This window comes from Hyphomonas sp. J20-32 (genome assembly GCF_055808555.1).
The window spans coordinates 2,203,263-2,228,290 of sequence record NZ_CM147873.1; the positions used below are offsets into that span (position 1 = coordinate 2,203,263).

Here is a 25,028-nt window from a genome sequence, read left to right on the forward strand (position 1 = left end):
TGAACTATTGCGGCGGGGGCGCCCCGAGTACTTCGCTGACAAAGGCGTCGAGCGAATTGACCTGGTCGTCCTTGCCATTCCAGGCCTCCTCGGCGCGGACGAACCGATAGCTGCGGGCGGTGACCTCCCTAGCGCTCTGGCGATCACGGATCACGGTCGGGCGGATAAACACCATCAGGTTGCTGCGCTTGGTTGCCTTGCCTTCGGTACGGAACAGGCGACCGGCCACCGGCACATCTCCGAGCAGCGGGACTTTCTCCTCCGCTATCGTATCGGATTGCTCGATCAAGCCGCCGATGACTATGATTTCTCCGCTATCGGCCAGAACATCGGTCGTGATCTGGCGCTTGTTGAAGATGAGATCGGAGGTCGCGACATTGATCGCCCCGGAGATGCTGGATACTTCCTGATTGATTTCGAGACGCACGGCATCGTCGGAGGAGATGCGCGGCGTGACATCAAGCCGGATGCCGATCTCCTTGCGGTCGACGGTTCGGAACGGGTTGGCATTGCCGTCGCCGAGAACTTCTCCCGTGACGATCGGGACTTCCTGACCAACAAGAAGGGAGGATTTGCCATTGTCGAGCGTCATGTTGAATGGTTTCGAGAGGACCCGGGAATTCGTGTCATTCTCGACTGCTGTCAGGATGGCACCAAAAAGTGTGTCGCCGTCCTGACCGCCGACGCCAACGCTGAGGCCTGTGAGCCCGAGCAAGGACGTGACGGCGCTTGCGGCAAACGGATTGTTCTCGCCGTTGTTGAACGGTGTATTGCCGCTAATGGCGCCGGCAAGGGCGAGCAGGTTGGGAGCAGAGCGGGAATAGTTGGTGGAGGCGAATGGAACGGTGGAGTTGCCGGTGCCGCTAAGCAGGAATTGCAGGCCGAGTTCGCGCGCTGTGTCGTCGGACATTTCAACGATGATGGCTTCGACCAGAACCTGCGCCCGGCGCTTGTCGAGGTCCTGGATCACACGCTCAAGTGTAAGCAGGGTTTCGCTGGGCGCATTGATCACGAGCGAATTCGTTTGCGCGTGAAAGGCGATGGTGCTGGGGGCTATTTCACCGCCTGACTCACTGCGCCTGAATGCCATCGCTCCAGCGACTTTTTCAAGGATTGGTACGATGTCCGAGGCATCGGCGTTTTTGAGCGAGATGACGCGCAGCGTGTCTTCAACCCGGCTGGTCGCATCGAGTTGTTCGACGACTTTCAGCGCGCGCTCAACCTTCAGGTCGTCACCACGGATGACGATCGAGTTGCCGGTCTGGGAAGCGATGGCCTGAAAGTTCGACGCATAGGTGTCTTCGCCGCCGGTCTTTTGTAGCGCCATCAGGATGGATTCAAGTTCGCCTGACGGAATGTTCTTGAGAGAGATGGTCTCCGTCCGGGTGCGATCCTCATCGATGCCAGCCACCAGTTCGCGGATTCGCGGCATGTTGGACTGGTAGTCGACGATCACCAGTGTGTTCGAGCGTGGATTGGCGATGACCTGGCCCTGGGCGTCGACCAGGGGTTTGACCATCTGGGCCGCTTCGAGGGCATTGAAATTGTTGAGACGGACGATTTCGGTCACGAAACTGTTCGAGCCGGCGGCCCGCGTCCCGGCTTCGCTGACCGCAGATTGTTCAGGGATAATGCGATAGGTGTTCTTGCCAGCCGGGACAGCCGTGAAACCGTGAACGCGCAGGGTTGAGAGAAAGACGTCAAAAACGCCCTCGCGAGACAGTGGGGACGACGAGGTGACAGTGACGCGTTTGCCGCGCACGTCCGGATGGACGATGAACGTGTAACCTGTGACGATCGACACGTCGGCGATCAACGAACTCAACTCGACATCGTCGAAATTCAACACGTGGAGAGAGGCTTTCGGACCGGATTCGCCTGCGAGCCCGAAGGCAGGCAGAGCTGTTGTTGCCAGCAGGATGGCTGAAAGGCCGAAACGGAAGTTCATTCTATTCTCCCTCGGGGAAGCGGAGCGTGACGGGAATGTTGGCGCCATTGCGCTGAACCGTCATGGATAGCTCGGCTGCGTTCGACAGCCGTTCGGCGATATTTTCGATCTTGATGTCGCGGATAGGCGTTCCGTCGAACACGGTGATAATGTCCCCGGATTCGAGACCGGAACCGGACAGGGCCGCAGTCGAGCCAGGCGTGGACAGGCGGTAACCGACAAGGATGCCGTCCGTGAACACGGGTGCCACGTCGAGCGATGCCAGGAGGGCGCGATCGACGGCTGCCTGTTCCTGCGAAATCGTTGTTGGACGCGGCGCGCCTTCGATCATGCCTTCCTGGCCGGGCAGGGTCAGGACCGAGAGCGCGTCAATACCGCTTTCCATCATCAGGGTTTCCAGAGATCCGCTCTTTCGAATGAGCACCCGGTCAGGCAAGATGCGGTCAAGCGTGACTCCCTCGATAATGGTATCGTCAGGATGATAGGTCAGGGCCCGTCCGTCGGGTGTCTGGATGATGGCAATCGAGACCTGTTCCGGACCAGAATCGCGGGTCCCCCCGGCAACAGACCGCACGCCCTTGAGGGTGAGGTTGAGGCTGGTGGCCGGCGCATCGGGAATGATGTCTCCGGCCGGCGCTGCTGCGCCAAACCGGTTGGAGCGGGTCAGGACCATAAGGTCTGCACTTGTCAGAGAGGAGCCTGCCGAAGCGCCGGTCTGGATCGCGGGTAACCGGTGCGTATGGCTTACGGCGCCGCCAGGCTCGATCAACAACCAGATGAACCGCGCAACAAGCAATCCCAACAGCCCGACAAACACGACTGAAAGGCCGAACCGCACGCGCGGCAGAAGGTGCATCGCCTTCGTTGCAAGAGTGTCTAGCTGGCTCATAATCTACTCTAACTGCAATTTCCCTGCCCGGATCGCGGGGCTGGGCGACCTGTCAAACAGGCAGGCCATGGGCGAGCCATGGCGTCTGGAATGTTGATGAAGCAAACTGTTCGATAGTAGCAAGCTGAATTACAGTACATCTTGTTAATACTTGAAAGCATGCGCTTTGTCCCAAAAATGCACACTGTAGCCTTCTTCGATACGATCCGGTTGCGAGGGCATGTCAGAACAGCACGCTCGCAGGGACATCCAGCGCTTCTGACAGTCGTCGCGCGGTCTTGAGACCGAAAGTCTGACCACGTTCGATTGCGGAAATGTGATTGGGGCGAATGCCGCATAGTTCGCTTAACTGGCTTTGTGTGAGCAACCTGAGTTCGCGCATGACGCGAACGGGATGTTCGCCAGCATCAATTCGTCTTTGCGCTTCTTCCGGTATTGCAGGTTCTGTCTTGGGCAAGTCAGATATCGTCTTTTCAAGCTGTGCGACCTTTGATTCAAGATCGATCAGACGACCCTCGAGTCTGTAAATCAAATCCATATTTTCCACCGAGGCAGCCCCCTGTTGCGTTGATCCTCTGGTTCTCAACAGGCGCACGAATATGCGAAATTTAACGCGCTCAGATGTCGCTTTCGCGAAAGTTTTGTGACGTCGCCCTGCGTGAATCCCGATCATTTCGGTGGGCGGTATGGCGTCCCGGCCTGCTGTCTCAAAACCGAAATATTTCCGTTAATTGTTTGTCATGGCGCGCCGCTATTGAGCCGCTGACGAGGTCGCAATGGAGTCGGCCTGTCTGATGGTCCAAACAAGGGGTTCCAATGATATTTCGCAGGTCGGTTAGCGCGGTTGCGCTTTGCTTAGCAGCAGCGTGTTCGCAAGGAAGTAACATTGCTTCACCGGGAGCAAGCGCTCCGGGAACGCCTCCTACAGGCGGCGGCGGTGGTGGCGGCGGCGGCGGTAGCGCCGCAACGTGCCCGACGGGCTTCACTGAAGGCGCGGCTGTCGGCGGACTCACGACATGTAACCTTTCGGGTACGTACCTGGCGGATCTGACGCTTCCTTTTGTCGACGGCGTTGCATATGCAGTAGACGGACGCGTGGATATCGGTGTGGATGTGGGTGCCGATGGGACGACTTCGGGCGGCACGGCTGCAGTTCTGACAATCGAACCCGGTGTCACTGTGTTCGGTCGTTCGGGTGCAGACTATATCGTTGTCAACCGGGGGTCACAGATTGATGCAGACGGAAATGCTGCGAACCCGATCATTATGACTAGCGCAAATGATCTCATCCGCCGCGCAGACAGCGACCCGTCAAACGACTTTGGCGGCGATAATATCGGGGAATGGGGCGGCTTGGTGATCCTCGGCCAGGCGCCGATCAACCGCTGCCGCAACGCGGCCACCCCTGCGACAATCGACTGTGACAACGTGATCGAAGGCGTTAGCAATCCCGACGCCGTATATGGCGGCGACGACGTTACGGACAGCAGCGGCACGCTTCGCTATGTATCGCTGCGGTTCTCCGGCTTCGCAATCACGACAGGTAATGAACTGAACGGGATATCGCTAGGCGGCGTCGGTTCGGGCACGGTGATCGACTATGTCCAGGTCCATAACAGCTCGGATGACGGCATCGAGTTCTTCGGTGGTACGGTCAACGCCAAGCACCTTGTCCTGACAGGCGAGGACGACAACTCGCTCGACACAGACAACGGCTACAATGGCAGCCTTCAATATGTCGTCGTGAAGCAGCGTGCGGCCGGCGGCGACAACATGGTCGAGGCTAGCAGCGTCGCAGGCATCACACCCGCTTCCGATGCCAAGATCTCGAACTTTACCTTTATCGGTGATGCGGGCGGCAATGCCTTCCGCCTGAACACCGGCACGATCGGGACCTATGTCAACGGCGTGGTGAAGGAAGTCACCGAATGCTTCCGTTGGGAATCTTCAGCAGGCAATGGCGTTGCCGGTTACCAGGACGGTGCCGACCCGGCCTTCGTCTCGGTGCTGTTTGATTGTGCTGGCGGGTTGGAGACGGCCAACTCGGATGCAGGCACTGCCGCTGCAGCGCTCGCGGCTGGGACCAATAACTCCACAGCAACGGCGAACTCCCTCGCGGCATCTTTCTTCCCTGGGCCAAACGAAGCGGCTGTAACGCCATTCGATGTGGCGTCGCTGGGCGGATTTTTCTCGCCGACCACCTATATCGGCGCTTTCGGACCAACCGAAACAGAAACCCAGAACTGGGCGAGCGGCTGGACTTTCGGCCTTTTCCCCGATCCGACATGCCCTGCCGGAACCACCGATTCAGGGCTTGTAACGAACAACCAGACGGTTTGCCGGATTTCGGGCGTGATCACGGATGATGTTCGGCTGACGCGCGGCAATATCTACGAAGTTGTCGGACGTCTGGATGTAGGCGTCGATATCGGCGCCGATGGTGCGGCGGTGGCGGGTGACCCGGCCACCCTGACGATTGAATCGGGCGTGACTGTCTTTGGCGGAAGCGGCGCCGACTATATCGTCGTGAACCGCGGATCGCAGATATTTGCCAACGGCACAAAGGAAAACCCGGTTGTACTGACATCTGAAGCAGATGTTACGGACACCCAGGCGAACCCTGAGAACGCCATCGGCGAATGGGGCGGCTTGGTGATCCTCGGCCGTGCACCAATCAACCGTTGCCGCAATGCGGCGGCACCGGCGACAATCGCCTGTGATAACGTGGTCGAGGGCGTGACCAATCCCGATGCAGTTTATGGCGGTGCCGAGCCGACCGACAATAGTGGTTCGCTCCGCTATACGTTGGTCAAGCATTCCGGCTTCGCAATCACGACAGGTAATGAACTGAACGGGATATCGCTAGGCGGCGTCGGTTCGGGCACGGTGATCGACTATGTCCAGGTCCATAACAGCTCGGATGACGGCATCGAGTTCTTCGGTGGTACGGTCAACGCCAAGCACCTTGTCCTGACAGGCGAAGACGACAACTCGCTCGACACCGACAATGGTTACAATGGTAGCCTGCAATACATTATCGTGAAGCAGCGTGCGGCTGGCGGCGACAACATGGTCGAGGCCAGCAGCGTCGCAGGCATCACACCCGCTTCCAATGCCAAGGTCTCCAACTTTACCTTTATCGGTGATGCGGGCGGCAATGCCTTCCGCCTGAACACCGGCACGATCGGGACCTATGTCAACGGCGTGGTGAAGGAAGTCACTGAATGCTTCCGCTGGGAAACATCGGCAGGCAATGGCGTTGCCGGTTACCAGGAGGGTGCCGACCCGGCCTTCGACTCTGTCCTGTTTGACTGTGCCGCCGGCCTTGAAACGGCCAGCTCCGATGCAGGCGCGGCAGCAGCAGCCCTCGCGGCTGGGACCAACAACTCGACGGCTACAGCGAGCACTTTGATCAATACGTTCATCAATGGTGCAGCTGAGTCCGCCGTCCCGGCCTACGACGTCACGAGCCTGTCAGGCGATCTTGAGCCGGTCGATTATATCGGTGCGGTCGAGAATGCCACAGACACCTGGTGGCAGGGCTGGTCGTGCGGTCTTGAAGCCAGCGACCCTTGTTAAGTTGAGAACCGCCGGGATGGCCACGAGAGCCGTGCGCCATCCCGGCACTTTCATTTCAGGCCAGACACGGACGCAGCCGGTTGAAGGCTTCCAGATCCTGCCAAGCTAGGTTTAGAAAAATGCACAATAATTCCGTCAGATATAAATGGTTGCTGTCGACAGCGATCCTTCTCGCTTTGGCACCAATGGTCGCCGCTCAGGAGGCGACCGTTCCCGCAGAGACACCCGAAGACAGCCGCACACTCCAGACCGTGGTCGTGCGCGGGCAATTCATTCCTGAGCCCCAGCGTGAGACGTCACAGGTGGCAACGTTTCTCTCCACCGAAGACCTCGCTCGCCAAGGCGATTCCAATGCTGCGTTGGCCCTGACTCGTTTGAGCGGCCTGAGCATTGTGTCTGGCCGCTTCGCCTTCGTGCGCGGCTTGGGCGACAGGTACTCGTCAGCCCTGCTCAATGGATCTCCGCTTCCCAGCCCGGAACCGTTGCGCCGCACTGTGCCGCTTGACCTGTTCCCGTCCAGCGTCCTGGCAGGCGCAGCCGTCCAGAAGACGTTCTCGGCGAACTATCCGGGCGAATTCGGCGGCGGCGTGATCGATCTCCAGACGCTTCGCCAGCCGGCGGAGAATTTCCTGACGGTCAAGGCCGGCATTTCGGCAAACACAGAAACGACCGGCTCCGATGGCTTGTACGTCAATGGCGGAGACCTTGACTGGTCGGGCTATGATGATGGCCTCCGGGACATCCCGGGTCCGTTGTCGGCGGTGCTCTCATCGGGCGAACGGCTGAGCGATCAAACACCGGCGCAGCTTGAGCTTATTGGCGAGAGCCTGGTGAACTCGCCCTTGTCCGTCATCCAGCAGGGAGAACTGGGTCCGGATTCGAGTGGCTCGCTGGAAGGTGGCCTGATCCTGGATAAAGGCCAGTACGACATCGGCCTGATCGGTGTCGTCGGCTTCGACTCTGGATGGACAACAAAAGACGCCACGCGACAGTTCGTCGAAGCGGGTGTTATCGGAAGCGATCAGAACCAGTTTTCGACGACGTATGATGCCACATTGAGCGCGCTTGGGTCCGGCTCGATCGGTTGGGGAGACAACGAAATCCAGGCGACGCTCTTTTACGTTCACACGACTTCGAAACAGGCGGAAATTACGACGGGTACCGACTTCAACGCCCCTGGTGCCACTGGTGAAATCTATGATGAGTCAACCGGTTGGTTCGAGCGCGAGCTGAGCTTTGCCCAGCTTCGCGGTGAGCACAGGCTCGGTGACCTCGAACTTAACTGGCGCGGCGCATATGCCGTGTCCACGCGCGATGCGCCATATGATCGCTCGCTGCGCCGCAGCCCGGATGCGAATGGTGTGCCGCTGTATTCCACCGCCAACAATTATGGCATTGTCTTCTCGAACCTCGAGGACACGATTGGCAGTGTCGGCGCGGATGCAACGTATACTGTAGACATCGGCAACACGCGGGAGCTGGTCGTGTCGGGTGGGTTTGATGTTGCCTCGACCGACCGCACCTATGACTACCTGTCCTTGCGGTTTGTCGGCGGCAATGCTTTGCCAGCCGATGTGCAGGCTGCGCGTCCCGATTACCTGTTTTCGCCGGACAATATCGATCCAGCCCGGTTTGTCCTCCAGGAAGTCGTTACGCCCAACGACTCCTATTCTGCGGGCCTCGATGTAAATGCTTTCTATGTGCAGAGCGAAGTTGATCTGCTGGACTATGTTCGCGGCACGGTCGGGTTCCGGTATGAGGACGCCGAGCAAACCGTCAAGACGTTTGACAGGTTCGGCAACCCGGGAGCAGGGGACGTCAACCTGGGCAATGATTATATTCTGCCGGCGCTGACGCTCACATGGAACTTTGCGGACGATCTCCAGTTGCGAGCCGGTTATTCGCAAACAATTGCCCGCCCGCAATTTCGTGAACTTGCCCTGTCCTCCTTCATCGATCCTGAAACAGACCGAGTCTATCGCGGCAATAGCGGCCTCGTGGACAGCGAGCTGAAAAACTACGACGCGCGCCTTGAATACTATCTCGGTCGCAACCAGTTCGTGACGCTTGGAGCATTCTACAAGGATATCGAGAACCCTATTGAGGAAGTGCAGTATTCGACCGCCTCCTTCGTGTTCGAGACGACGTTCATCAACAGTCCGAAAGCGGAACTGTACGGTGCAGAGGTTGAATACCGGACCAATTTCAGCATGCCGATTTCCAACCCGTGGATGGACGCGCGTGAATGGCTGTTCTCGGCGAACTACACCTACACGTCGTCGGAGGTGAAGGCTGCCGCGAGCGACCAGGTGTTCGATCCGATTTCGCGTTCGCTCCGAGATGCGGCGCTGTTCGGGCTGGATGGATCCGACCTGCAGGGAACGCCAAAGAATATCCTGAATGCCCAGTTCGGCTGGGAAAGCGATATTGATCAGTTGACGCTGCTGGTCGGCTGGGTTGACGATCGTGTCCTGCAACGGGGATTCGGAGTCGGCGCAGCGGCGCTGCCAGATGTGGTCGAGGAGCCCGGTGTGCAGCTGGACCTTGTATACAATCGCGACTTCACGATTGGCGGACACGATGTTTCACTCGGCCTGAAAGGTCGCAACCTGCTGGGTGAAAAACACACCGAGTACCAGATGTCCGAAGGCGGCCTCGGACGCACCGAGTTCAATACCTACGAACGCGGTACGATTTTCTCGGCCAGCTTGTCGACGACCTTCTAACGCGGCGCTGGCGGCAAAAAAGGACCAGCCCGCGACGCGTCATTCAACGCTTCGCGGGCTGGCTTTTTGTTGCTTCATTGTTTCAGGCGTTACCGAATACGCGTTCGAAAATCGTGTCGACGTGCTTGAAATGGTATTCGAGGTCAAACAGCGCTTCCAGTTCGGCGTCCGTCAGTTTCGCGGACACGTCGGGATCGGCCTTGAGCAGGTCCAGGAGGTTGCCTTCGCCGCGCCATGTGCGCATCGCGTTGCGCTGGACCAGGCTGTAGGAATCCTCACGGCTGACACCGTGCTCGACAAGGGCAAGCAGGATACGCTGGGAGTTGTGCAATCCGCCCATGCTCTCGATCGTCCGGAGCATGTTTTCAGGATAGACGACCAGGTTCTCAACCACGCCTGCCAGGCGATGGAGAGCAAAATCCAGGTGAATGGTTGCATCCGGTCCGATGCCGCGTTCAACGGAGGAATGCGAGATGTCGCGCTCGTGCCACAGGGCGACATTTTCAAGCGCCGGGGTGACTGCAGAGCGGACAAGCCGCGCAAGACCTGTCAGGTTTTCCGTCAGGACAGGGTTGCGCTTGTGCGGCATCGCCGACGAACCTTTCTGGCCTGCCGAGAAGAATTCTTCGGCTTCCAGCACTTCGGTGCGCTGCAAGTGCCGCACTTCAGTGGCAAGGCGCTCGACTGATGAAGCGATCACGCCGAGTATAGCGAAAAACATGGCATGTCGGTCACGCGGGATCACCTGTGTAGAGACGGGTTCGATTGCGAGACCAAGCTTCGATGCGACGTGCGCTTCGATCGCCGGATCGATATTGGCAAACGTGCCGACGGCGCCCGAGATTGCGCAGGTCGCGACTTCCTCACGCGCCAATATGAGGCGCGTACGCGCACGCTGGAATTCAGCATGGAAGGTCGCAAGCTTGATGCCGAACGTGGTAGGCTCGGCGTGGATGCCGTGGCTTCGGCCAATGGTTGGGGTTAATTTGTGTTCGCGGGCACGCGTCTCCAATGCCTGGAGGACACGGTCGAGGCCGGTCAGGAGCAGGTCGGCGGCGCGCACGAGCTGGACGCTGAGGCACGTGTCCAGCACGTCGGACGAGGTCATGCCCTTGTGCAGGAAGCGGGCTTCCTCGCCGACATGCTCTGCGACATTCGTCAGGAATGCGATGACGTCATGCTTCACTTCGCGTTCGATGGCGTCGATACGGTCGACTTCAAAAGCGCCGCGTTCGCGGACGGCCTTGGTGACGCCTGCCGGGATGAGGCCGAGGTTTTCCATTGCTTCGGCGGCGAGTGTTTCAATCTCGAGCCAGATGCCAAAGCGCGTTTCCGGTGACCAGATTTCAGCCATTTCCGGTCGTGTGTATCTGGGAATCATGTCGTGCCTCGCTGCTTGAACCGCCCGTATAGCCCGGAATCGGGCGAATGCCAGTGGCCACCGCGCCGCACGAACGGAGTCGCGTCAGGGCCGAACAGGCTGGCCGCTCCCGGCGTGGTGGGGTAAAACAAGCCCGAACGCCGACAGGAGCGGCAGGCTGCCGAATGCAGCGAAGGGGAAAGACGATGACGAAACTGATTTTCATGTCCGCAGCTGCATTGGCAGTGGCAGGACTGGCTGCGGCCCAGAGTGGCACGGACTATCCACCGAGTTCCGACGCAGGATCCTGTTTCGCGCGCGTACTGATTCCGGAAACGACGGAAGTGGTGACGGAACAAGTGCTCGCGACGCCCGAGCGCGTCGAAATCAAGGTGATTCCGGCCGTTTATGAGACTTATACTCAGGAAGTCATGGTCAGGGAGGCAACTACGTCTTTCACCGTCGTTCCCACCGAGTATGTCACGCAGACCGATCAAATGCTGGAAACGCCGGAACGCATGGAAACCGTGGTCATTCCGGCGGAATTCGAGACCTATACAGAAAAGGTCATGATCCGTCCGGCCTACACCACATGGAAGCCGGGCGCCGGGCTGTATGGAGTGAATGTCATTGCCGCAAAGGCCGATACCGATTCCGCGTTGTCGACCGGCGAATTGCTGTGCCGGGTAGAAGTGCCCGCCCAATACGATGAGGTAACGCGAACGCAGCTCATCCATCCGGAGCGGACGGAAACCAAAGTGATTCCGGCAAAATACAGGACATTGAAGAAAGAGGTCGTGAAGACACCGGCGCGCGTTGTCGAGGAAACGGTTCCGGCCGTATTCGAGACGATTACCCTGCAGAAGATGGTCTCGCCGGCCCAAGAGGAGACACGTGTCATACCGGCGACGTATCGGACCGTCGAAAAACGCGTGGTGACAGGGGGCGGCAGCGTCGAATGGCGCGAAGTTCTTTGCGATACGAATGCTTCGCCCGCCAAGATAGTCGAAGTCCAGAAGGCGCTGACAGCCAAGGGGTACAAGGTGCCGGCCGACGGTGATTTTGGCCCGGCGACCTACAGGGCCATGGAAGCCTACCAGCGTGCCAACGGGATGCCGGTCGGGTACCTGACGGTGGCGACGGTGGAGTCTCTTGGCGTTTCAACCGACTAGCCCCGTTCAAGTGGCCTGCGTGGGCCTGACTTTTCAGCTCCAATAGAAGGATAGCCATGGCCCGGTCGCATTTTCACACAGAGCGTCACCAATTATCCCGGATAGGGTGGATGCGGGCAGCTGTGCTGGGCGCGAATGACGGTATCGTCTCGACAGCCAGCCTGATTATTGGTGTGGCGGCGGCGGAAGCCGCGAAAGGCGAAATTCTCGTCGCGGGTGTTGCTGCGCTGGTCGCAGGGGCGATGTCGATGGCGGCTGGCGAGTACGTGTCTGTGAGTTCCCAGTCAGATGCCGAACAGGCCGAACTGGCCAAGGAGCGGCAGGAGCTGATTGACATGCCCGAAGCCGAACATGCGGAACTGGCAGGCATTTACGAGGAACGCGGCCTGAAGCCGGAGACGGCCCACGAGGTCGCGACCCAGCTGACAGCTGACGACGCCCTCCGCGCCCACGCACGCGACGAGCTTGGCATTACCGACCTGACCGCGGCAAAGCCGATTCAGGCCGCAATTTCGTCGGCCCTGTCTTTTGCAGTGGGGGCAGCCCTGCCACTCGCGCTGGTCTGGCTGGTGCCCTTGCCCTCTCTGGTAGCTGCCGAAGCCGCCGCGTCGCTCGTTTTCCTGGCTTTGCTGGGGGCCGTCGGTGCGTGGGCCGGCGGAGCTAGAATCTGGCGACCGATGCTTCGTGTGACGTTCTGGGGGGCTCTGGCCATGGCAATCACCGCAGGGATCGGCCACATGGTCGGGGCCGTGATCTGAACCGGCCTGCTCGAGCAAGAAAAAACCCCGGCACCGCAAGGCGCCGGGGTTTTGCATTTACCTGTCAGAAGCGCGCGCCTCAGGCCTTGGCCATCTCGGCCTTCAGGTTGTCCGAGACTTTTTCGATGAAGCCTTCGGTGGTCAGCCATTCCTGGTCGGGGCCGACGAGGAGGGCGAGATCCTTGGTCATGAAGCCGGCTTCGACGGTTTTCACGATGGTTTCCTCGAGCGTCTTCGCAAAGGCTTGCACGTCCGGTGTGCCGTCCATGCGACCGCGATGGCTGAGGCCCTGAGTCCATGCGTAGATAGATGCGATCGAGTTGGTCGACGTCGCTTCGCCCTTCTGCCAGTTGCGATAGTGGCGCGTCACGGTGCCGTGGGCGGCTTCAGCTTCGACCGTGTTGCCATCGGGTGTCATCAGCACGGATGTCATCAGGCCGAGCGAACCGTAGCCCTGGGCCACGGTGTCGGACTGGACGTCGCCGTCATAGTTCTTACAGGCCCAGACATAGCCGCCGGACCATTTCATCGCTGCTGCGACCATGTCGTCGATCAGGCGGTGCTCGTAGGTGCCACCGAAGGCCTTGAACTTGTCGGCAAACTCGGCGTCGAAGATTTCCTGAAACAGGTCCTTGAAGCGGCCGTCATAGGCTTTCAGGATCGTGTTCTTGGTTGACAGGTAGACAGGCCATTTGCGTTGCAAGCCATAGTTGAAGCTGGCGCGGGCAAAATCGCGGATCGACTGGTCGAGGTTATACATGCCCATGGCAATGCCGGCTTCGGGGAAGTCGAACACTTCCTTTTCTATCTTTTCGCCATTCTCGCCGACCCAGGTCATGGTCAGCTTGCCCTTGCCGGGAACGAGGAAGTCGGTGGCCTTGTACTGGTCGCCGAACGCGTGACGGCCGATGACGACAGGTTTCGTCCAGCCGGGGACGAGGCGTGGCACGTTCGAGATCACGATCGGCTCGCGGAAGACAACGCCGCCGAGGATGTTGCGGATCGTGCCGTTCGGGCTGCGCCACATCTTTTTCAGGCCGAATTCCTCGACGCGCTGCTCGTCTGGCGTGATGGTCGCGCACTTGACGGCGACGCCGTATTTCTTGGTGGCTTCAGCCGCGTCGACGGTGATCTGGTCGTCGGTCTCGTCGCGCTTCTGGATCGACAGGTCGTAATACTTCAGATCGACATCCAGATAGGGATGGATCAGCTTGTCCTTGATGAGCTGCCAGATGATGCGGGTCATTTCGTCCCCGTCCATTTCGACAATCGGGTTCTTGACCTTGATCTTCGCCATATTTTGTAATCCTTGCGGTTGAAGCTATTGGACTGCGCTATAGCAGAGCGGCAGGCCGCGTCAAAACAGGTTCCTTCATGTCAGAACAACGCAGCCCCTGCGTCATCCTCCATTCCCCGCAATTAGGTGAAAACATTGGCGCTGCGGCGCGGGTGATGCGGAATTTCGGATTGACCGACCTTCGTCTCGTTTCGCCGCGCGATGGCTGGCCGAATCCGGCGGCGGACACGATGTCGGCGGGCGCGTTCGATGCGGGCGTGAACGTGAAGGTGTATGAAACACTGCAGGATGCGCTGGAGGGTGTGACTTATCTCGTGGCGGCGACAGCGCGGATGAGGGGAATCGAAAAACGCGTGGTGGATGCAGCGGGCGCTGCGGAAGTGGCGCATGGGCGGGCCGTGGGCGGCGCGGGTGTGGCAGGGGTGATGTTCGGGGGTGAGAAGTCCGGCCTGCCGAACGAGGCGGTGGCCCTGTCCGACCTACTGATGACTTATCCGGTCGACCGGGACTTCAAGAGCCTGAACCTGGCGCAGGCCGTCTGCGTGTTCGCGCACGAATGGGGCAAGCTGACCGTAGCAGGGGCTTCGTCGGACATCCCAACCCGGAACCATGTCACTGCGGTTTCAGGGGACGGAGTGCCGTCAACGCGGGATGATGTGTTCCGGATGTTCGAGCATTTCGAGGACGAGCTGGAGCGGGCCGGCTATTTCTTCCCGCCGGAGAAGACACCGCTGATGAAGGACAATCTCCGCTCGGCCCTGATCCGTGCGGACTGGACCGAACAGGAGGTGCAGACTTTCCGCGGCGCGATCAAGGCGCTAGCCCTCGGCCGCGGAAAGGCACGTGTGGTGCGGGAGGACTAGGCTTACTTGCCTTTCCAGACAGGCGCCCGCTTTTCGATAAAGGCGCGGGGGCCTTCCTTGAAGTCCTCTGTCTTCATGACCTTGCCGAAGGCCTTGCCGCTGGCATTCCAGAGGTCGTTGTCGGAGCTGGTCAGCGCGGCATGGGCCACCTGACGGCTGGCCTGCACGGCGATGGGCGCATTGGCCATGATCCGTTCGGCGAGTTTCGTGGCTTCGGCCATCACTTCGGATTCGGGCACGACCTTGTTGACCATGCCGAGTTCGTAGGCGCGCTGCGACGGCAGCGGATCGCCCGTCAAGATCGCTTCAAGCGCGGTGGGCATGCCGATGACACGGGGCAGGCGGAACAGGCCGCCGGCACCGGCGACGAGCGAGCGCTTGACTTCCGGCAGGCCGAAATTGGTCGTGTCGGCGCAAATGATCATGTCGCAGGACAGCGCGATCTCGGTGCCGCCAGCCAGGGCGCTACCCGTTATCGCGGCGATCAGCGGCTTGGTGCGCTCGCGTTTCACGATGCCCGCAAAGCCACCTTTTTCTGTTCCGAGTGCGCCGCCATTGCCTGCGCTGATCTCTTTCAGGTCGGCCCCGGCGCAGAACGCCTTGCCATTGGCCGTAAGGATGGCGACCCAGAGTTCAGGGTCTTCTTCGAACCGGTCGAGCGCATGTTCGATGCCAGCCGCCATCACGCCATTGATGGCATTGCGGGCTTCGGGCCGGTTGAGCGTGATGATGGCCATATGGCCGCGGACTTCATATTCGACTGACATAGGGGCATTCCTCCAAACGTGATTTTTTCCAGATTAGGGACCTTTACCCCACGTCCAGCAAGCAGAAAGACGCGAATGGGCCGGAAACGCGTAAGGCCCTCTTGGCAGACCCAAGGGAAGGCCTGCCAGTGTCTGGGAAAATCAGGGAGCCCGTCCACAATGGATCTGTCATTCAGCCCGGAATATGAGGCCTTCCGCAAGGAAGTGGCCGATATCCTTTCTGCCAACGCCCATCTGGCGCCAACCTCTGAAGACCGGGGTATGAAAAACCCCAAGCGGCAGGCGTGGCAGAAACTGCTTATAGAGAATGGCCTCGCTGCGCGGACCATTCCCACGGAATATGGCGGCTATGGCGCCGAGCCGGATATCCTGAAATCCCGCATCATAGCCGAGGAGTTTGCGCGCTCGGGCCTGCCACGTGCGATGTCGAACCAGGGCATCTCGATGCTTGTGCCGACGCTGCTGGAACTCGGTACGCCCGAGCAAAAGGCGGCTTATATCCGCCCGACCCTGTATGGCGAAATGGTCTGGTGCCAGGGTTATTCGGAGCCGGGCGCGGGCTCCGACCTTGCCGCGTTGAGGACGGCGGCTGTGTCCGACGGCGACGACTATGTCATCAATGGCAGCAAGATATGGACGTCGACGGCGAAGCAGGCCGACATGATCTTCTGTCTCGTGCGGACCGACCCCGAAGCGAAGAAGCATCACGGCATTTCGTATCTACTGTTCTCAATGGAGACGCCGGGCATCGAAGTGCGACCGCTGGTCGACATGACCGGTTCGGCCAATTTCAACGAAGTGTTCTTCACCGACGTGCGGGTGCCCAAGAGCGGCATCGTGTTTGCCGAGAACAAGGGCTGGCAGGTGGCGAATGCCACGCTGACCCATGAGCGCGGCATGCTGGGCGACCCCAACGCAACCAAGGCGCGGCTCGTCGAGCTGGTCGAAATGATGAAGCGGGAGACGGTGAATGGCGAGCGGCTGATCGACAATCCGCTGCTGCGCGACCGGCTGCTGAAACTTCAGGGCGAAGTCTATGCGATGCAGGCAAACGGCCTGCGCATCACGACGCATAACCTGAAGAAAGAGAGCGCGGGATTGGCCGGGCTGGTCGTGAAGCTGATGGGCTGTGAGCTGAACCATGAAATCGCGCGGCTCGCCATTGATGCGCTGGGTGAATTGGGCGTGATGTACGAACAGGGCGAGCATTTGCGTGCTGAAGGCACATGGCAGGCGCGCTATATGTACGACCTCGGCCTGATCATCGGCGGCGGTACGGCGCAGATCCAGAAGAACATCATTGCGGAGCGGGGCCTCGGCCTGCCGCGCGAACCTAAACCGGCCAAGGCCTGAGAGGAGAAGACCGATGGAATTTGCACTCTCAGAAGACCAGCGCTTGCTGCAGGACAGCCTGAACGGCTTCCTGAAGGATTCTGCACCGCTGGACACGATCCGCAAGATTGCGACCGGCGATGAAGCGGTAGGCGCGGCCCTGGCCGCAGGCCTCGATGAACTTGGCCTGGCGGGGCTTCATGTGCCGGAGGCCCACGGCGGTCTTGGGCTTGGCCTGCTGGATGCCTGTCTCGTGCAGGAATCGCTCGGCTATGCGATTGCGCCGAGTCGCTTCCTTGCGACGACCGTGTCTGCGCACGCGATGCGGCATGCGGGCGAGGAATACCTGTCTGACATAGCGACCGGCGACATCAAGATGGGGCTTGCGCTGACGGAACTTTCGTCACGGCGCGACGGCGCCGGGGTGACGGCGACAAAAGACAAACTGTCAGGCGTTTCATTGCTGGCTGTATCGGCAGAGGGGTCAACGCACTTGCTGGCAGCCGACACAAACGGCGCGCTGAACCTCGTCGAGACGCCTTCCGCGACTCCAATGCAGACAATCGACCGGACACGGATATTCTCCGAAGTCGTCTTCGCGGGTGAGGCGTGCGCGATGTCGCTGAAGCCGGACGAGCAAGTGCTGGCGGCGGCGCGACTGCTGGTGGCGGCGGACACGCTTGGCGCGGCGCAGGCCATGCTGGACAAGGCGGTCGCCTATGCGGCCGAGCGCAAGCAGTTTGGCCGCGTGATCGGGTCGTTCCAGGCCGTGAAGCACATGTGCGCAGAAATGGCGGCGCGGCTGGAACCGTCGCGGGCTTTGATCTGGCATGCGGCGCACGCGCTGGATTTCAGGCGAGCCGGAAGCCCTTGCCATGGCGATGCTGGCAAAGTCGCACCTGGCTGAGGCCGGCACGTTCATCGCGCGTACGGCGACCGAAGTGCACGGCGGCATGGGCTTTACCGACCTTGTCGGCCTGCATTACTGGTTCAAACGGATCGGTGTGAACCGCCAGCTGTTCGGCAGCCCGGAACAGGCCCGGATGGATGCGGCGCGCCTGCAGGGCTGGCTGGAACCTGCCTGATCAGATGACCTTGCCCGGCGACAGGTGACTCGCCGCCGAGACGATGGCTTCGGCATCGATCTGGAAGTGGCGGTAGAGGTCGCGGATCGTGCCGGTCTGGCCGAAATGCTCGACGCCCAGCGGCGTGGTGGCATGGCCTTTGACTCCGCCTATCCAGGCGAGCGTGGCCGGGTGGCCATCGGTTACCGTAATAAGCGTGCAGTCGCGCGGGACTTGCTCCATGAGGCGCTCGATTTGGCTCTTGGCTGTCTTGTTGCCGCGGGCCCGGGCGCGGCGGGCAGCCGTCCAACCTGAATTAAGGCGGTCGGCGGACGTCACTGCGAGAACGCCGATGTCGCGGCGGTTATTGCCGATGCGACCCGCCGCCTTGATCGCCTCCGGCGCGACGCAGCCCTGGTATGCGATGACGATCTCGCAATTCGGGCCGGGCTTTCGCAGCCAGTAGCCGCCGTCGATGACACCCTGCCGGAACGTTTCGTCGTCGCGAGCGGACCAGCGGACCTGTTCGAGCTGGCGAGTGGTGAGGCGGAGGTAGACCGAGCCGCCGGTCTCGTCGCGCAGCCATGTGCGTTCGTCCGGGTCGCCGTCGCCGTCGCGCTGGAGATAGTCGAAGGACCAGTCCATGATGATGGACAATTCGTCGAGGAACGCAGGTTCGAACGAAACGAGGCCGTCCTGGCTCATGCCGATCAACTGGGCGCCGATGGACTGGTGGGCGCCGCCTTCCGGCGCGAGCGTCACCCCGGACGGCGTACCGACAATGATGAAGCGGGCGTCCTGGTAGCAGGCATAATTCAAGGCATCGAGGCCACGCGCGATGAAGGGATCGTACACTGTACCAATCGGGATCAGTCGCTCGCCGAACAGGGAGTGCGACAGGCCGGCTGCGCCGAGCAGGAGGAAGAGGTTCATCTCGGCAATGCCGAGTTCGATGTGTTGGCCTTCCGGTGAAAACTGCCACTTTTGGGTCGACGGGATCTGCTGGTCGCGGAACGTGTCACCTTTGGATTCACGGGCAAACAGGCTGCGCCGGTTGACCCATGGACCGAGATTGGTCGAGACCGTGACGTCCGGCGAGGTTGTGACAATGCGGTCTGCAAGCTCGGATTTCGACTTGGCGAGCGCATCGAGGATCTTGCCGAAACCGGCCTGCGTGGACTGGACGTCGTCGTCGAGAAAGATCGGCCCGGCACTTGCGACAGGCGGGGCGGCGAAGCGGCGGGGACCGCTGGCGAAGAAAGGGACGTCCCGCAGGAAGGTATTCAGGGCGTCTGGGTCTGCGACTCCCGCCATGGGTGCCCATTCCTCATTTTCGGCGATGCCCATCCTGGCCTGAAAGTCTGCCATCTGGGCCTTGTTCATCAGGCCGGCATGATTGTCCTTGTGCCCGGCGAGCGGCGTACCCCAGCCCTTGATCGTGTAGGCGAGGAAAACCGTGGGCGTGTCGTCGGTGATGGAATCAAACGCGTCGCAGAGGGACTGGACGCACTGGCCGCCGAGATTGTTCATCAGGGCGGCGAGGTCGTCATCACTGCGGCGTTCGAGCAGGGCTGTCACATCGCCCTGGTCACCGATGTCGTTCATCAGGCGCGCACGCCATGCGGCGCCGCCCATATAGGTGAGGGCGGAATAGTCGGCATTGGGGCAGGACTGGATCCAGGCTTTCAGCGTTTCGCCGCCAGGCTCGCTGAAGGCGTCGCGCTGCAGGGCGCCATGGCGGAGAACGACGGTGCGCCAGCCGAACGCCTTGAAGATGGCTTCGACCTTTTCCCAGAGCCCCTCATGGACAACACCGTCGAGGCTCTGGCGGTTGTAGTCAATCACCCACCAAGTATTGCGCAGGTCGTGCTTCCAGCCTTCCTGCAGGCATTCATAGACATTGCCCTCGTCGAGCTCGGCATCTCCGACGAGAGCGACCATGCGGCCGAGCGGGCGATCAGCGGCCCATGACTTGGCTTCGAGATAGTCCTGGATGATTGAGGCAAAGGCGGTTTCGGCGACGCCGAGGCCGACCGAACCGGTCGAGAAGTCGACATCGTCGATATCCTTGGTGCGGCTGGGATAGGATTGCGCACCGCCATAACCACGGAAGTTTTGCAGCTTTTCCAGTGTCTGGTTGCCCATCAGGTAGTGCATGGCGTGATAGACCGGGGCGGCATGCGGTTTGACGGCGATGCGGTCCTCCGGGCGAAGCGTATGGAAGTAGAGCGCCGTCATGATCGAGACCATTGAGGCGCAGGACGCCTGATGCCCGCCGACCTTCACGTCATCGTCGCGCTTGTCACGCAAGTGGTTTGCGTTGTGAACGGTCCAGGCCGAGAGCCAGAGCAGGCGTTGCTCAAGAGTCTTGAGATGATCGAGGTGGCTCGGCATGGGCAGATTCCTGTTCGTGGGACCGTGGACATAGCCCTAGCGGGAATGACCGTGCGCGGGAATAGCCGATGCTGAGCAAATTAGTGCTCCATACTTCGAAATTGTAGGTAATTCCTGCCGCCCTAGTCGCCCGGAGATGTGGGCTTCGGTCGAACGAGCCTGGCCCGGAACCAGTCGGACTCGGCAGGATCGAATGCTTTGCGCAGCCACTCGATAACAGCTTGTCCGCGCGGAATGCGGCGCACACGTTCCGTATAGGTCATCCAGAACTGGATGGATGCCAGTTCCGGCAGAGCGAGTGGCACGAGCTCCGGGTAAGCCGCGCCGATATAGGATGGCAGGATCGCGATGCCGCCGCCTGACAGGCAGCAGGCTATCAGGGCCGCAGAGGAATTGGTTATCAGCGAGAAGGGGATCAATTGCCGCGCAAGGAAGGCGCCGTCAGCCCAGCGCTCGGACTGATTCACATAGCCTTCATGCAACAGGCACCGGTGATGGTGAAAATCTGTCAGGCTTTCCGGGCTGCCATAAAGGTCGAGATAGTCTTTGGAGGCGAAGCACAGATAGTGGACGACGCCCATTCGGCGGCCGATCAATTCGCTTCGGCTCGGCGGTTCGAACTGAATGGCGATATCTGCTTCATTGTTCAGGAGGTCGGGCGGGTGATCGGATATTGAAAGTGTCAGCTCGATCCCGGGATAGTTCGAGAGGAATTGCGGTATTCGCGGCGCCAGCCAGTAGGGCCCCAGGCCGTCGCCGGTGACGAGATGGACCGGGCCTTCCTCAGCCGTATTCACGTCAGACACATCATCATGGGCCGCCGAGACGATGTCGGCCATCAGGTTGGCGTGACGCAACAGCATGCGGCCTGCATCCGTGAGGTCGATTCCGCGTGACGAGCGTGTGACCAGTTCAGTCCTCAGGGCGGTTTCGAGTTCGCTGATGCGCCGGCTGATCGTGGGCACCGATCCACCCAGTTTCTCGGCTGCGGCGGACATGCTCCCGAGTTCGGCTACGGCCCGGAAGATCCGTATACGGTCCCAATCGAACGAATCTACGAGCATTTGCCTCCCCTTTCACGAGTGTAAGTCCCCGTTTCAGTTTTCGGTAAAGCCACGCAGCAATGCCTGTGGCACCAATTCTATAAGCCTCAGTTGTGGTGAATGACAAAAACAATCATAAATGGTGTACCGGTGGATGGATTCATAAATCTCGCCAAGGTTGCGTCGAGAGGCGCAGAGTTGGGGTTTAGGCGCGCAATGTATTCTGAACTTGAGCAGGGTATCGCGATGGCAGAGCTGCTCATGTCGTCCAAGATCGCTACCCCTGATTCGGTTGCTGAAATGGATCGTATCACGGGAATGACGGCGTGGGTAACAGGCGATCCTGTGGATGGAATCTTCCTGACATTGCCATTGTCGGCGGCTGGCGAATCGGCTGTTCGGGACGGATCCTACAATCCTGCAAGCCCCGATCCGGTGCACCTCTGCGTTGACGGTAGAGGCTGTGCGGCTTTCTATATCGGCGTGTATGCAGGCGCCACACGGGACGCGCGCAAGCGCGTGATGACGGCGGCGGCCGTGATGCGTGTTGAACTGTTCAGCGCCTATCCCTGCTTTGCCCGCGGCGCGACGGATGACGGAAAACGGTCCATGGAAAGCTTGGGGTTCACGCCCTATCCAGGCGGGCTGCCTGATCTCTATGTGCAGGAAGCGCTGACCCAGCCTCACAGGAAGGTGGCATGAACAGGCGACCACATACAGGCGAGCAGGTGCTCTGCCGGCCTGTTCCTGCCGGAGCGTTCGAGCGGTACACGGCGCGGCCGGTACGGTCGCTGGACGATTACCAGAAGATGGTGGCCATACGCGCTGCCGTGTTCATGGCTGAACAGGACTGTCCGGACGACGAGGAGTTCGACGGCAACGACCTGTGTGCGACGCATTTCCTCGTGTTTGAAGGAGCACATGCCGTGGGCACCCTGCGCATGCGCTGGTTTGCCGGGTTCGCCAAGCTGGAGCGGGTGGTCTTGTTGCGCGAGCAGCGTGGGCGGCCTGCGCTGCAGGTGATGCTCGCCGAAGCCTTCGAATACGCGACGCGAAAAGGCTACCGGATGATGATCGCGCAGATACAGGCGCGCCTTTGGCCCGTCTGGTCGCGCACGTTCCGGTGCAGGCTCGCTGCGGGCCGGCCGCGCTTCTGGTTTTCGGATTTTGAGTATATCGAAATCGAGATTCCCTTGCCGGAGCATCCGCGTGCGCTGAAGCCGGAAAGCGATCCGATGGTCATGATTCGCCCCGAGGGGGAATGGGACAAACCGGGTGTTCTGGACGCATCCGTTGCGCGTTCCGAACAATCAGATGTCGCTGCCTAGGCTTAGATAACCGACGTCCATGACTTGCTGAGCAGCGCGGCAGAATTGATGATGCCGACCATGCAATAAGTCTGTGGAAAGTTTCCCCACAACTCGCCCGTCGTTGGATCGACATCCTCCGACAGCAGCCCGACATGGTTGCGGCTGGCGAGGACGGACTCGAACATCTCGCGGGCTTCTTCGACGCGGCCTATCCGGAACAGCGCATCAATGTGCCAGAACGTGCATGCGGTGAATGCGGTTTTCGGTCGCCCGAAATCGTCTTCGGTCTTGTAGCGATAGACGTGATTGCCTTCGCGCAACGTGTTGTCGACGGCTTCGACTGTCGCAATGTAGCGTTCGTCACTGGCGGGGAGGAACCCGATCTCGGCCATCAACAGGACCGATGCGTCGAGAGTCTCTCCACCAAAAGCCGCCGTGAAGGCCCCGACCTTGGCGCTCCAGGCATTATCCAGGACGGTCTTGTGAATGATTCCGGCGCGTTCGGCCCAATAGGTCGCGCGATCCTGAAGGCCAAGATGCGACGCGATTTTTGACAGGCGATCACAAGCCGCCCAACACATGATTGCCGAGGATGTGTGGACTTCGGCAATGGTGCGAAATTCCCAGATGCCAGCATCCGGCGTGTCGTGTACCGCAAAAGCGCGTTCGCCTACCGGCTCAAGCTGATGGAACTCCGCGATCCCCGGGCGCGAGATCAGGCGGCAATCGAAAAAGGATTGGACGACTCCGAGCACGACTTGCCCGTACACGTCGTGCTGAATGTGTTCGGCGGCCTGGTTTCCGCGGCGGACCGGGCCTGTCTTGCGGAAGCCTGGCAGATGGGCTTCGTGTTCCTCGGTGAGGTCGGATTCTAGACCGATGCCGTACACGGGCTGGATGTGACCGCCTTTGGACTGGGCAACAATGTTACGGACCCAGCGCATATAATGTTCCAGTGTGCCCATGGCGGACAGGCGGTTGAGGGCCGAGACCGTGAAATAGGCGTCCCGGATCCAGCAGAACCTGTAGTCCCAGTTTCGCTCAGACCCTTCATGTTCTGGAATGGAGGTTGTCAGGGCAGCGACAATACCGCCGGTTTCCTCAAACACGCAAAGTTTCAATGTGATCGCCGCGCGGATGGTGGCTTCCTGCCATTCAAACGGCACCGCCAGGCTGCGCGACCATTTCATCCAGTATTTGCGGGTCCGCTCCTCCCAGTCGAGCGTGATGACGTCGACCGTGTCTGTAAGAGACTCGTCAGCTCCGAGGACAAAGGACACGTCCTGTTCAAGGAGGAAGCTGGTGGCTGACATGATGTAGGAGACGGGCGCGTCGGTGGTCACTCGGAAGGCCAGCTCGCCATCGGTGAAGCGGATATGGTTGACGCCCCGGACGGATGGGAGTTGGCGCGCGCCCCAGTCGGTTTGCGGAGTCAGGGTGATGCGTACGCGCGGGGTACCCGAGACAATGTGAAACCGCCGGACGATGGATGCCGGGCGGAAAACGCGGCCTCGGTTCTCGAAGCGCGGAGCGAAGTCGACGATTTCCAGGATAGCGCCGTCTTCCGCTTCAAGCCGTGTTCGAAGAATGGACGTATTGCTGTCATAGGATTGTGACCGCGATGTCAGGCCATCCATCCAGATGCTGAACTGGCCGCCGCCACCCAGCAACTGGTTTAGCACAGGCTCGCCGTCGAAACGCGGCAAGCAAAGCCACTGGTAATCACCCCCGGAATTGATGAGGCCCGCAATGGTGCCGTTGCCGACAATGCCCATGTTCAGTCCGCTCATGTGGATGCAAATTCCTTCAGCAATGCGTGCACGTCCTGCACGGAGTCCAAATGATGTAGCGCGACTGTTGCGCCGTCACCGACCTTGACGGCGATGCCACCTGCCGATTGCGCCGAGGCGAAGGCGTCTTCATCGGTTGTATCGTCACCGATCATCACAGGACGCCGCCCCCGAAAAGGCTTGTCCTGCATGGCACGCAACAGGCAGGCGCCCTTGTTTGCTGCGGCTGGCTTGGCCTCAAAGACCATCTTTCCATGCTGCAGAATATAGTCAGCAAACGGCGCAATGGCCTGGGCCAGCGCGGACTCCAGTTCGGCTTTCGCGTCTGGCGCGGCGCGGTAGTGTACCGCGAGCACAGGTCCTTTCGGTTCGAGGCGAACACCGGCATGCCGGCCTGAAATCTCCGACAAGGTGGCGATCAGGCCGGTCGGAGCAGTCGCCGAACACTCTGTTGCCGGCATGCCGGGCGCAGCGGCGCGGAGGCCGTGATTGCCGAAACGCCATAGACTGCCGGGGACCCGTTTTGCGAGGTCATCCAGGTCGCGGCCGGACATCACCGCCAATGCGCCGTCCAGCCGGTTCGCGCAGTCGCGCAGCACGCTGTTCATACCGGGCGCCAGAAAGACAGTATCGGCGTCGTCCTGAATGCCTGCGAGCGTGCCGTCAAAATCGAGAAAGACTGCATCGTCTTGCGACAAAGAAAAGCGTCTGTCGGAGGCAACGGGCATGATTCGCA

General features: G+C 60.3%; 20 protein-coding genes. 10 read left to right on the forward strand and 10 right to left on the reverse strand.

The genetic code is table 11. The features are described from left to right. Positions 1–4 precede the first annotated feature (4 nt). The 3 genes from gspD to AC0L7I_RS10760 all read right to left on the reverse strand — a co-directional run bounded on the left by gspD (position 5) and on the right by AC0L7I_RS10760 (position 3,375). Positions 5–1,948, reverse strand: a complete 1,944-nt coding sequence (gspD, locus tag AC0L7I_RS10750; RefSeq protein ID WP_473396428.1) for a type II secretion system secretin GspD — start codon at positions 1,946–1,948, stop codon at positions 5–7. Between the two features lies 1 nt (position 1,949). Next, positions 1,950–2,837 (reverse strand): type II secretion system protein N, encoded by an 888-nt coding sequence (locus tag AC0L7I_RS10755; RefSeq protein WP_473396429.1) that lies wholly within the window; start codon positions 2,835–2,837, stop codon positions 1,950–1,952. 223 nt (positions 2,838–3,060) lie between these two features. Further along, the gene (locus tag AC0L7I_RS10760; protein WP_473399143.1) at positions 3,061–3,375 is read right to left on the reverse strand and encodes a helix-turn-helix transcriptional regulator; all 315 of its coding nucleotides are present in this window, start codon (positions 3,373–3,375) and stop codon (positions 3,061–3,063) included. Positions 3,376–3,932: 557 nt separating this feature from the next. Between AC0L7I_RS10760 and AC0L7I_RS10765 the strand changes: the two genes are divergently transcribed. Then, positions 3,933–6,416 (forward strand): hypothetical protein, encoded by a 2,484-nt coding sequence (locus AC0L7I_RS10765; RefSeq protein ID WP_473396430.1) that lies wholly within the window; start codon positions 3,933–3,935, stop codon positions 6,414–6,416. Between the two features lie 119 nt (positions 6,417–6,535). Further along, the gene (locus AC0L7I_RS10770; protein ID WP_473396431.1) at positions 6,536–9,142 is read left to right on the forward strand and encodes a TonB-dependent receptor domain-containing protein; all 2,607 of its coding nucleotides are present in this window, start codon (positions 6,536–6,538) and stop codon (positions 9,140–9,142) included. 82 nt (positions 9,143–9,224) lie between these two features. Here the strand turns inward: AC0L7I_RS10770 and purB are convergent, their stop codons facing one another. Further along, complete coding sequence (purB, locus tag AC0L7I_RS10775; RefSeq protein WP_473396432.1) at positions 9,225–10,523, reverse strand: adenylosuccinate lyase; 1,299 nt, start codon at positions 10,521–10,523, stop codon at positions 9,225–9,227. Between the two features lie 185 nt (positions 10,524–10,708). On the opposite strand from purB, the gene AC0L7I_RS10780 reads away from it, so the two are divergent. Together AC0L7I_RS10780 and AC0L7I_RS10785 are read left to right on the forward strand one after the other, a co-directional pair. Then, positions 10,709–11,674 carry a peptidoglycan-binding domain-containing protein gene (locus AC0L7I_RS10780; RefSeq protein ID WP_473396433.1) on the forward strand — a complete coding sequence of 322 codons (966 nt, stop codon included), beginning with the start codon at positions 10,709–10,711 and terminating at the stop codon, positions 11,672–11,674. 56 nt (positions 11,675–11,730) lie between these two features. Then, a complete protein-coding gene (locus tag AC0L7I_RS10785; RefSeq protein WP_473396434.1) occupies positions 11,731–12,432 on the forward strand; it encodes a VIT1/CCC1 transporter family protein in 702 nt (233 codons plus the stop codon). 79 nt (positions 12,433–12,511) lie between these two features. Here the strand turns inward: AC0L7I_RS10785 and AC0L7I_RS10790 are convergent, their stop codons facing one another. Then, positions 12,512–13,729 carry an NADP-dependent isocitrate dehydrogenase gene (locus tag AC0L7I_RS10790; protein ID WP_473396435.1) on the reverse strand — a complete coding sequence of 406 codons (1,218 nt, stop codon included), beginning with the start codon at positions 13,727–13,729 and terminating at the stop codon, positions 12,512–12,514. A 77-nt stretch (positions 13,730–13,806) separates the two neighbouring features. On the opposite strand from AC0L7I_RS10790, the gene AC0L7I_RS10795 reads away from it, so the two are divergent. After that, positions 13,807–14,592 (forward strand): RNA methyltransferase, encoded by a 786-nt coding sequence (locus AC0L7I_RS10795; RefSeq protein WP_473396436.1) that lies wholly within the window; start codon positions 13,807–13,809, stop codon positions 14,590–14,592. Between the two features lie 2 nt (positions 14,593–14,594). Here the strand turns inward: AC0L7I_RS10795 and AC0L7I_RS10800 are convergent, their stop codons facing one another. Beyond that, positions 14,595–15,359: a crotonase/enoyl-CoA hydratase family protein gene (locus tag AC0L7I_RS10800; RefSeq protein WP_473396437.1), complete on the reverse strand. Its 765-nt coding sequence runs from the start codon at positions 15,357–15,359 to the stop codon at positions 14,595–14,597. A gap of 159 nt (positions 15,360–15,518) precedes the next feature. Between AC0L7I_RS10800 and AC0L7I_RS10805 the strand changes: the two genes are divergently transcribed. From AC0L7I_RS10805 to AC0L7I_RS10815, 3 genes are read left to right on the forward strand one after another with little or no spacing between them, the layout of a single operon-like run. Further along, complete coding sequence (locus tag AC0L7I_RS10805; RefSeq protein WP_473396438.1) at positions 15,519–16,712, forward strand: acyl-CoA dehydrogenase family protein; 1,194 nt, start codon at positions 15,519–15,521, stop codon at positions 16,710–16,712. Between the two features lie 13 nt (positions 16,713–16,725). Next, positions 16,726–17,598 carry an acyl-CoA dehydrogenase family protein gene (locus AC0L7I_RS10810; protein ID WP_473396439.1) on the forward strand — a complete coding sequence of 291 codons (873 nt, stop codon included), beginning with the start codon at positions 16,726–16,728 and terminating at the stop codon, positions 17,596–17,598. After that, complete coding sequence (locus tag AC0L7I_RS10815; protein ID WP_473396440.1) at positions 17,567–17,776, forward strand: acyl-CoA dehydrogenase family protein; 210 nt, start codon at positions 17,567–17,569, stop codon at positions 17,774–17,776. The genes AC0L7I_RS10810 and AC0L7I_RS10815 overlap by 32 nt, the downstream gene beginning before the upstream one ends. Here the strand turns inward: AC0L7I_RS10815 and AC0L7I_RS10820 are convergent, their stop codons facing one another. Both AC0L7I_RS10820 and AC0L7I_RS10825 read right to left on the reverse strand, forming a co-directional pair. Then, positions 17,777–20,149 (reverse strand): transketolase, encoded by a 2,373-nt coding sequence (locus AC0L7I_RS10820; protein WP_473396441.1) that lies wholly within the window; start codon positions 20,147–20,149, stop codon positions 17,777–17,779. Between the two features lie 122 nt (positions 20,150–20,271). After that, positions 20,272–21,213 (reverse strand): LysR family transcriptional regulator, encoded by a 942-nt coding sequence (locus AC0L7I_RS10825; protein WP_473396442.1) that lies wholly within the window; start codon positions 21,211–21,213, stop codon positions 20,272–20,274. Positions 21,214–21,408: 195 nt separating this feature from the next. On the opposite strand from AC0L7I_RS10825, the gene AC0L7I_RS10830 reads away from it, so the two are divergent. Both AC0L7I_RS10830 and AC0L7I_RS10835 read left to right on the forward strand, forming a co-directional pair. Further along, positions 21,409–21,894 (forward strand): hypothetical protein, encoded by a 486-nt coding sequence (locus AC0L7I_RS10830; protein WP_473396443.1) that lies wholly within the window; start codon positions 21,409–21,411, stop codon positions 21,892–21,894. Next, complete coding sequence (locus AC0L7I_RS10835; protein ID WP_473396444.1) at positions 21,891–22,520, forward strand: GNAT family N-acetyltransferase; 630 nt, start codon at positions 21,891–21,893, stop codon at positions 22,518–22,520. The genes AC0L7I_RS10830 and AC0L7I_RS10835 overlap by 4 nt, the downstream gene beginning before the upstream one ends. Before the next feature lie 2 nt (positions 22,521–22,522). Here the strand turns inward: AC0L7I_RS10835 and AC0L7I_RS10840 are convergent, their stop codons facing one another. Further along, on the reverse strand, positions 22,523–24,292 hold the full coding sequence (locus tag AC0L7I_RS10840) for a glycoside hydrolase family 15 protein (protein WP_473396445.1): 1,770 nt from the start codon (positions 24,290–24,292) through the stop codon (positions 22,523–22,525). Further along, the gene (otsB, locus tag AC0L7I_RS10845) at positions 24,289–24,990 is read right to left on the reverse strand and encodes a trehalose-phosphatase (RefSeq protein WP_473396446.1); all 702 of its coding nucleotides are present in this window, start codon (positions 24,988–24,990) and stop codon (positions 24,289–24,291) included. The genes AC0L7I_RS10840 and otsB overlap by 4 nt, the downstream gene beginning before the upstream one ends. Between the last annotated feature and the right edge of the window lie 38 nt (positions 24,991–25,028).

Excerpts from the sequence above, each read along its gene's own strand:
- gspD (WP_473396428.1), bottom strand. The coding sequence starts at position 1,948 with ATGAACTTCCGTTTCGGCCTTTCAGCCATCCTGCTGGCAACAACAGCT.
- AC0L7I_RS10755 (WP_473396429.1), bottom strand. The coding sequence starts at position 2,837 with ATGAGCCAGCTAGACACTCTTGCAACGAAGGCGATGCACCTTCTGCCG.
- AC0L7I_RS10760 (WP_473399143.1), bottom strand. The coding sequence starts at position 3,375 with ATGGATTTGATTTACAGACTCGAGGGTCGTCTGATCGATCTTGAATCA.
- AC0L7I_RS10770 (WP_473396431.1), top strand. The coding sequence starts at position 6,536 with ATGCACAATAATTCCGTCAGATATAAATGGTTGCTGTCGACAGCGATC.
- purB (WP_473396432.1), bottom strand. The coding sequence starts at position 10,523 with ATGATTCCCAGATACACACGACCGGAAATGGCTGAAATCTGGTCACCG.
- AC0L7I_RS10780 (WP_473396433.1), top strand. The coding sequence starts at position 10,709 with ATGACGAAACTGATTTTCATGTCCGCAGCTGCATTGGCAGTGGCAGGA.
- AC0L7I_RS10785 (WP_473396434.1), top strand. The coding sequence starts at position 11,731 with ATGGCCCGGTCGCATTTTCACACAGAGCGTCACCAATTATCCCGGATA.
- AC0L7I_RS10790 (WP_473396435.1), bottom strand. The coding sequence starts at position 13,729 with ATGGCGAAGATCAAGGTCAAGAACCCGATTGTCGAAATGGACGGGGAC.
- AC0L7I_RS10795 (WP_473396436.1), top strand. The coding sequence starts at position 13,807 with ATGTCAGAACAACGCAGCCCCTGCGTCATCCTCCATTCCCCGCAATTA.
- AC0L7I_RS10800 (WP_473396437.1), bottom strand. The coding sequence starts at position 15,359 with ATGTCAGTCGAATATGAAGTCCGCGGCCATATGGCCATCATCACGCTC.
- AC0L7I_RS10805 (WP_473396438.1), top strand. The coding sequence starts at position 15,519 with ATGGATCTGTCATTCAGCCCGGAATATGAGGCCTTCCGCAAGGAAGTG.
- AC0L7I_RS10810 (WP_473396439.1), top strand. The coding sequence starts at position 16,726 with ATGGAATTTGCACTCTCAGAAGACCAGCGCTTGCTGCAGGACAGCCTG.
- AC0L7I_RS10815 (WP_473396440.1), top strand. The coding sequence starts at position 17,567 with ATGGCGATGCTGGCAAAGTCGCACCTGGCTGAGGCCGGCACGTTCATC.
- AC0L7I_RS10820 (WP_473396441.1), bottom strand. The coding sequence starts at position 20,149 with ATGCCGAGCCACCTCGATCATCTCAAGACTCTTGAGCAACGCCTGCTC.
- AC0L7I_RS10825 (WP_473396442.1), bottom strand. The coding sequence starts at position 21,213 with ATGCTCGTAGATTCGTTCGATTGGGACCGTATACGGATCTTCCGGGCC.
- AC0L7I_RS10830 (WP_473396443.1), top strand. The coding sequence starts at position 21,409 with ATGTATTCTGAACTTGAGCAGGGTATCGCGATGGCAGAGCTGCTCATG.
- AC0L7I_RS10835 (WP_473396444.1), top strand. The coding sequence starts at position 21,891 with ATGAACAGGCGACCACATACAGGCGAGCAGGTGCTCTGCCGGCCTGTT.
- AC0L7I_RS10840 (WP_473396445.1), bottom strand. The coding sequence starts at position 24,292 with ATGAGCGGACTGAACATGGGCATTGTCGGCAACGGCACCATTGCGGGC.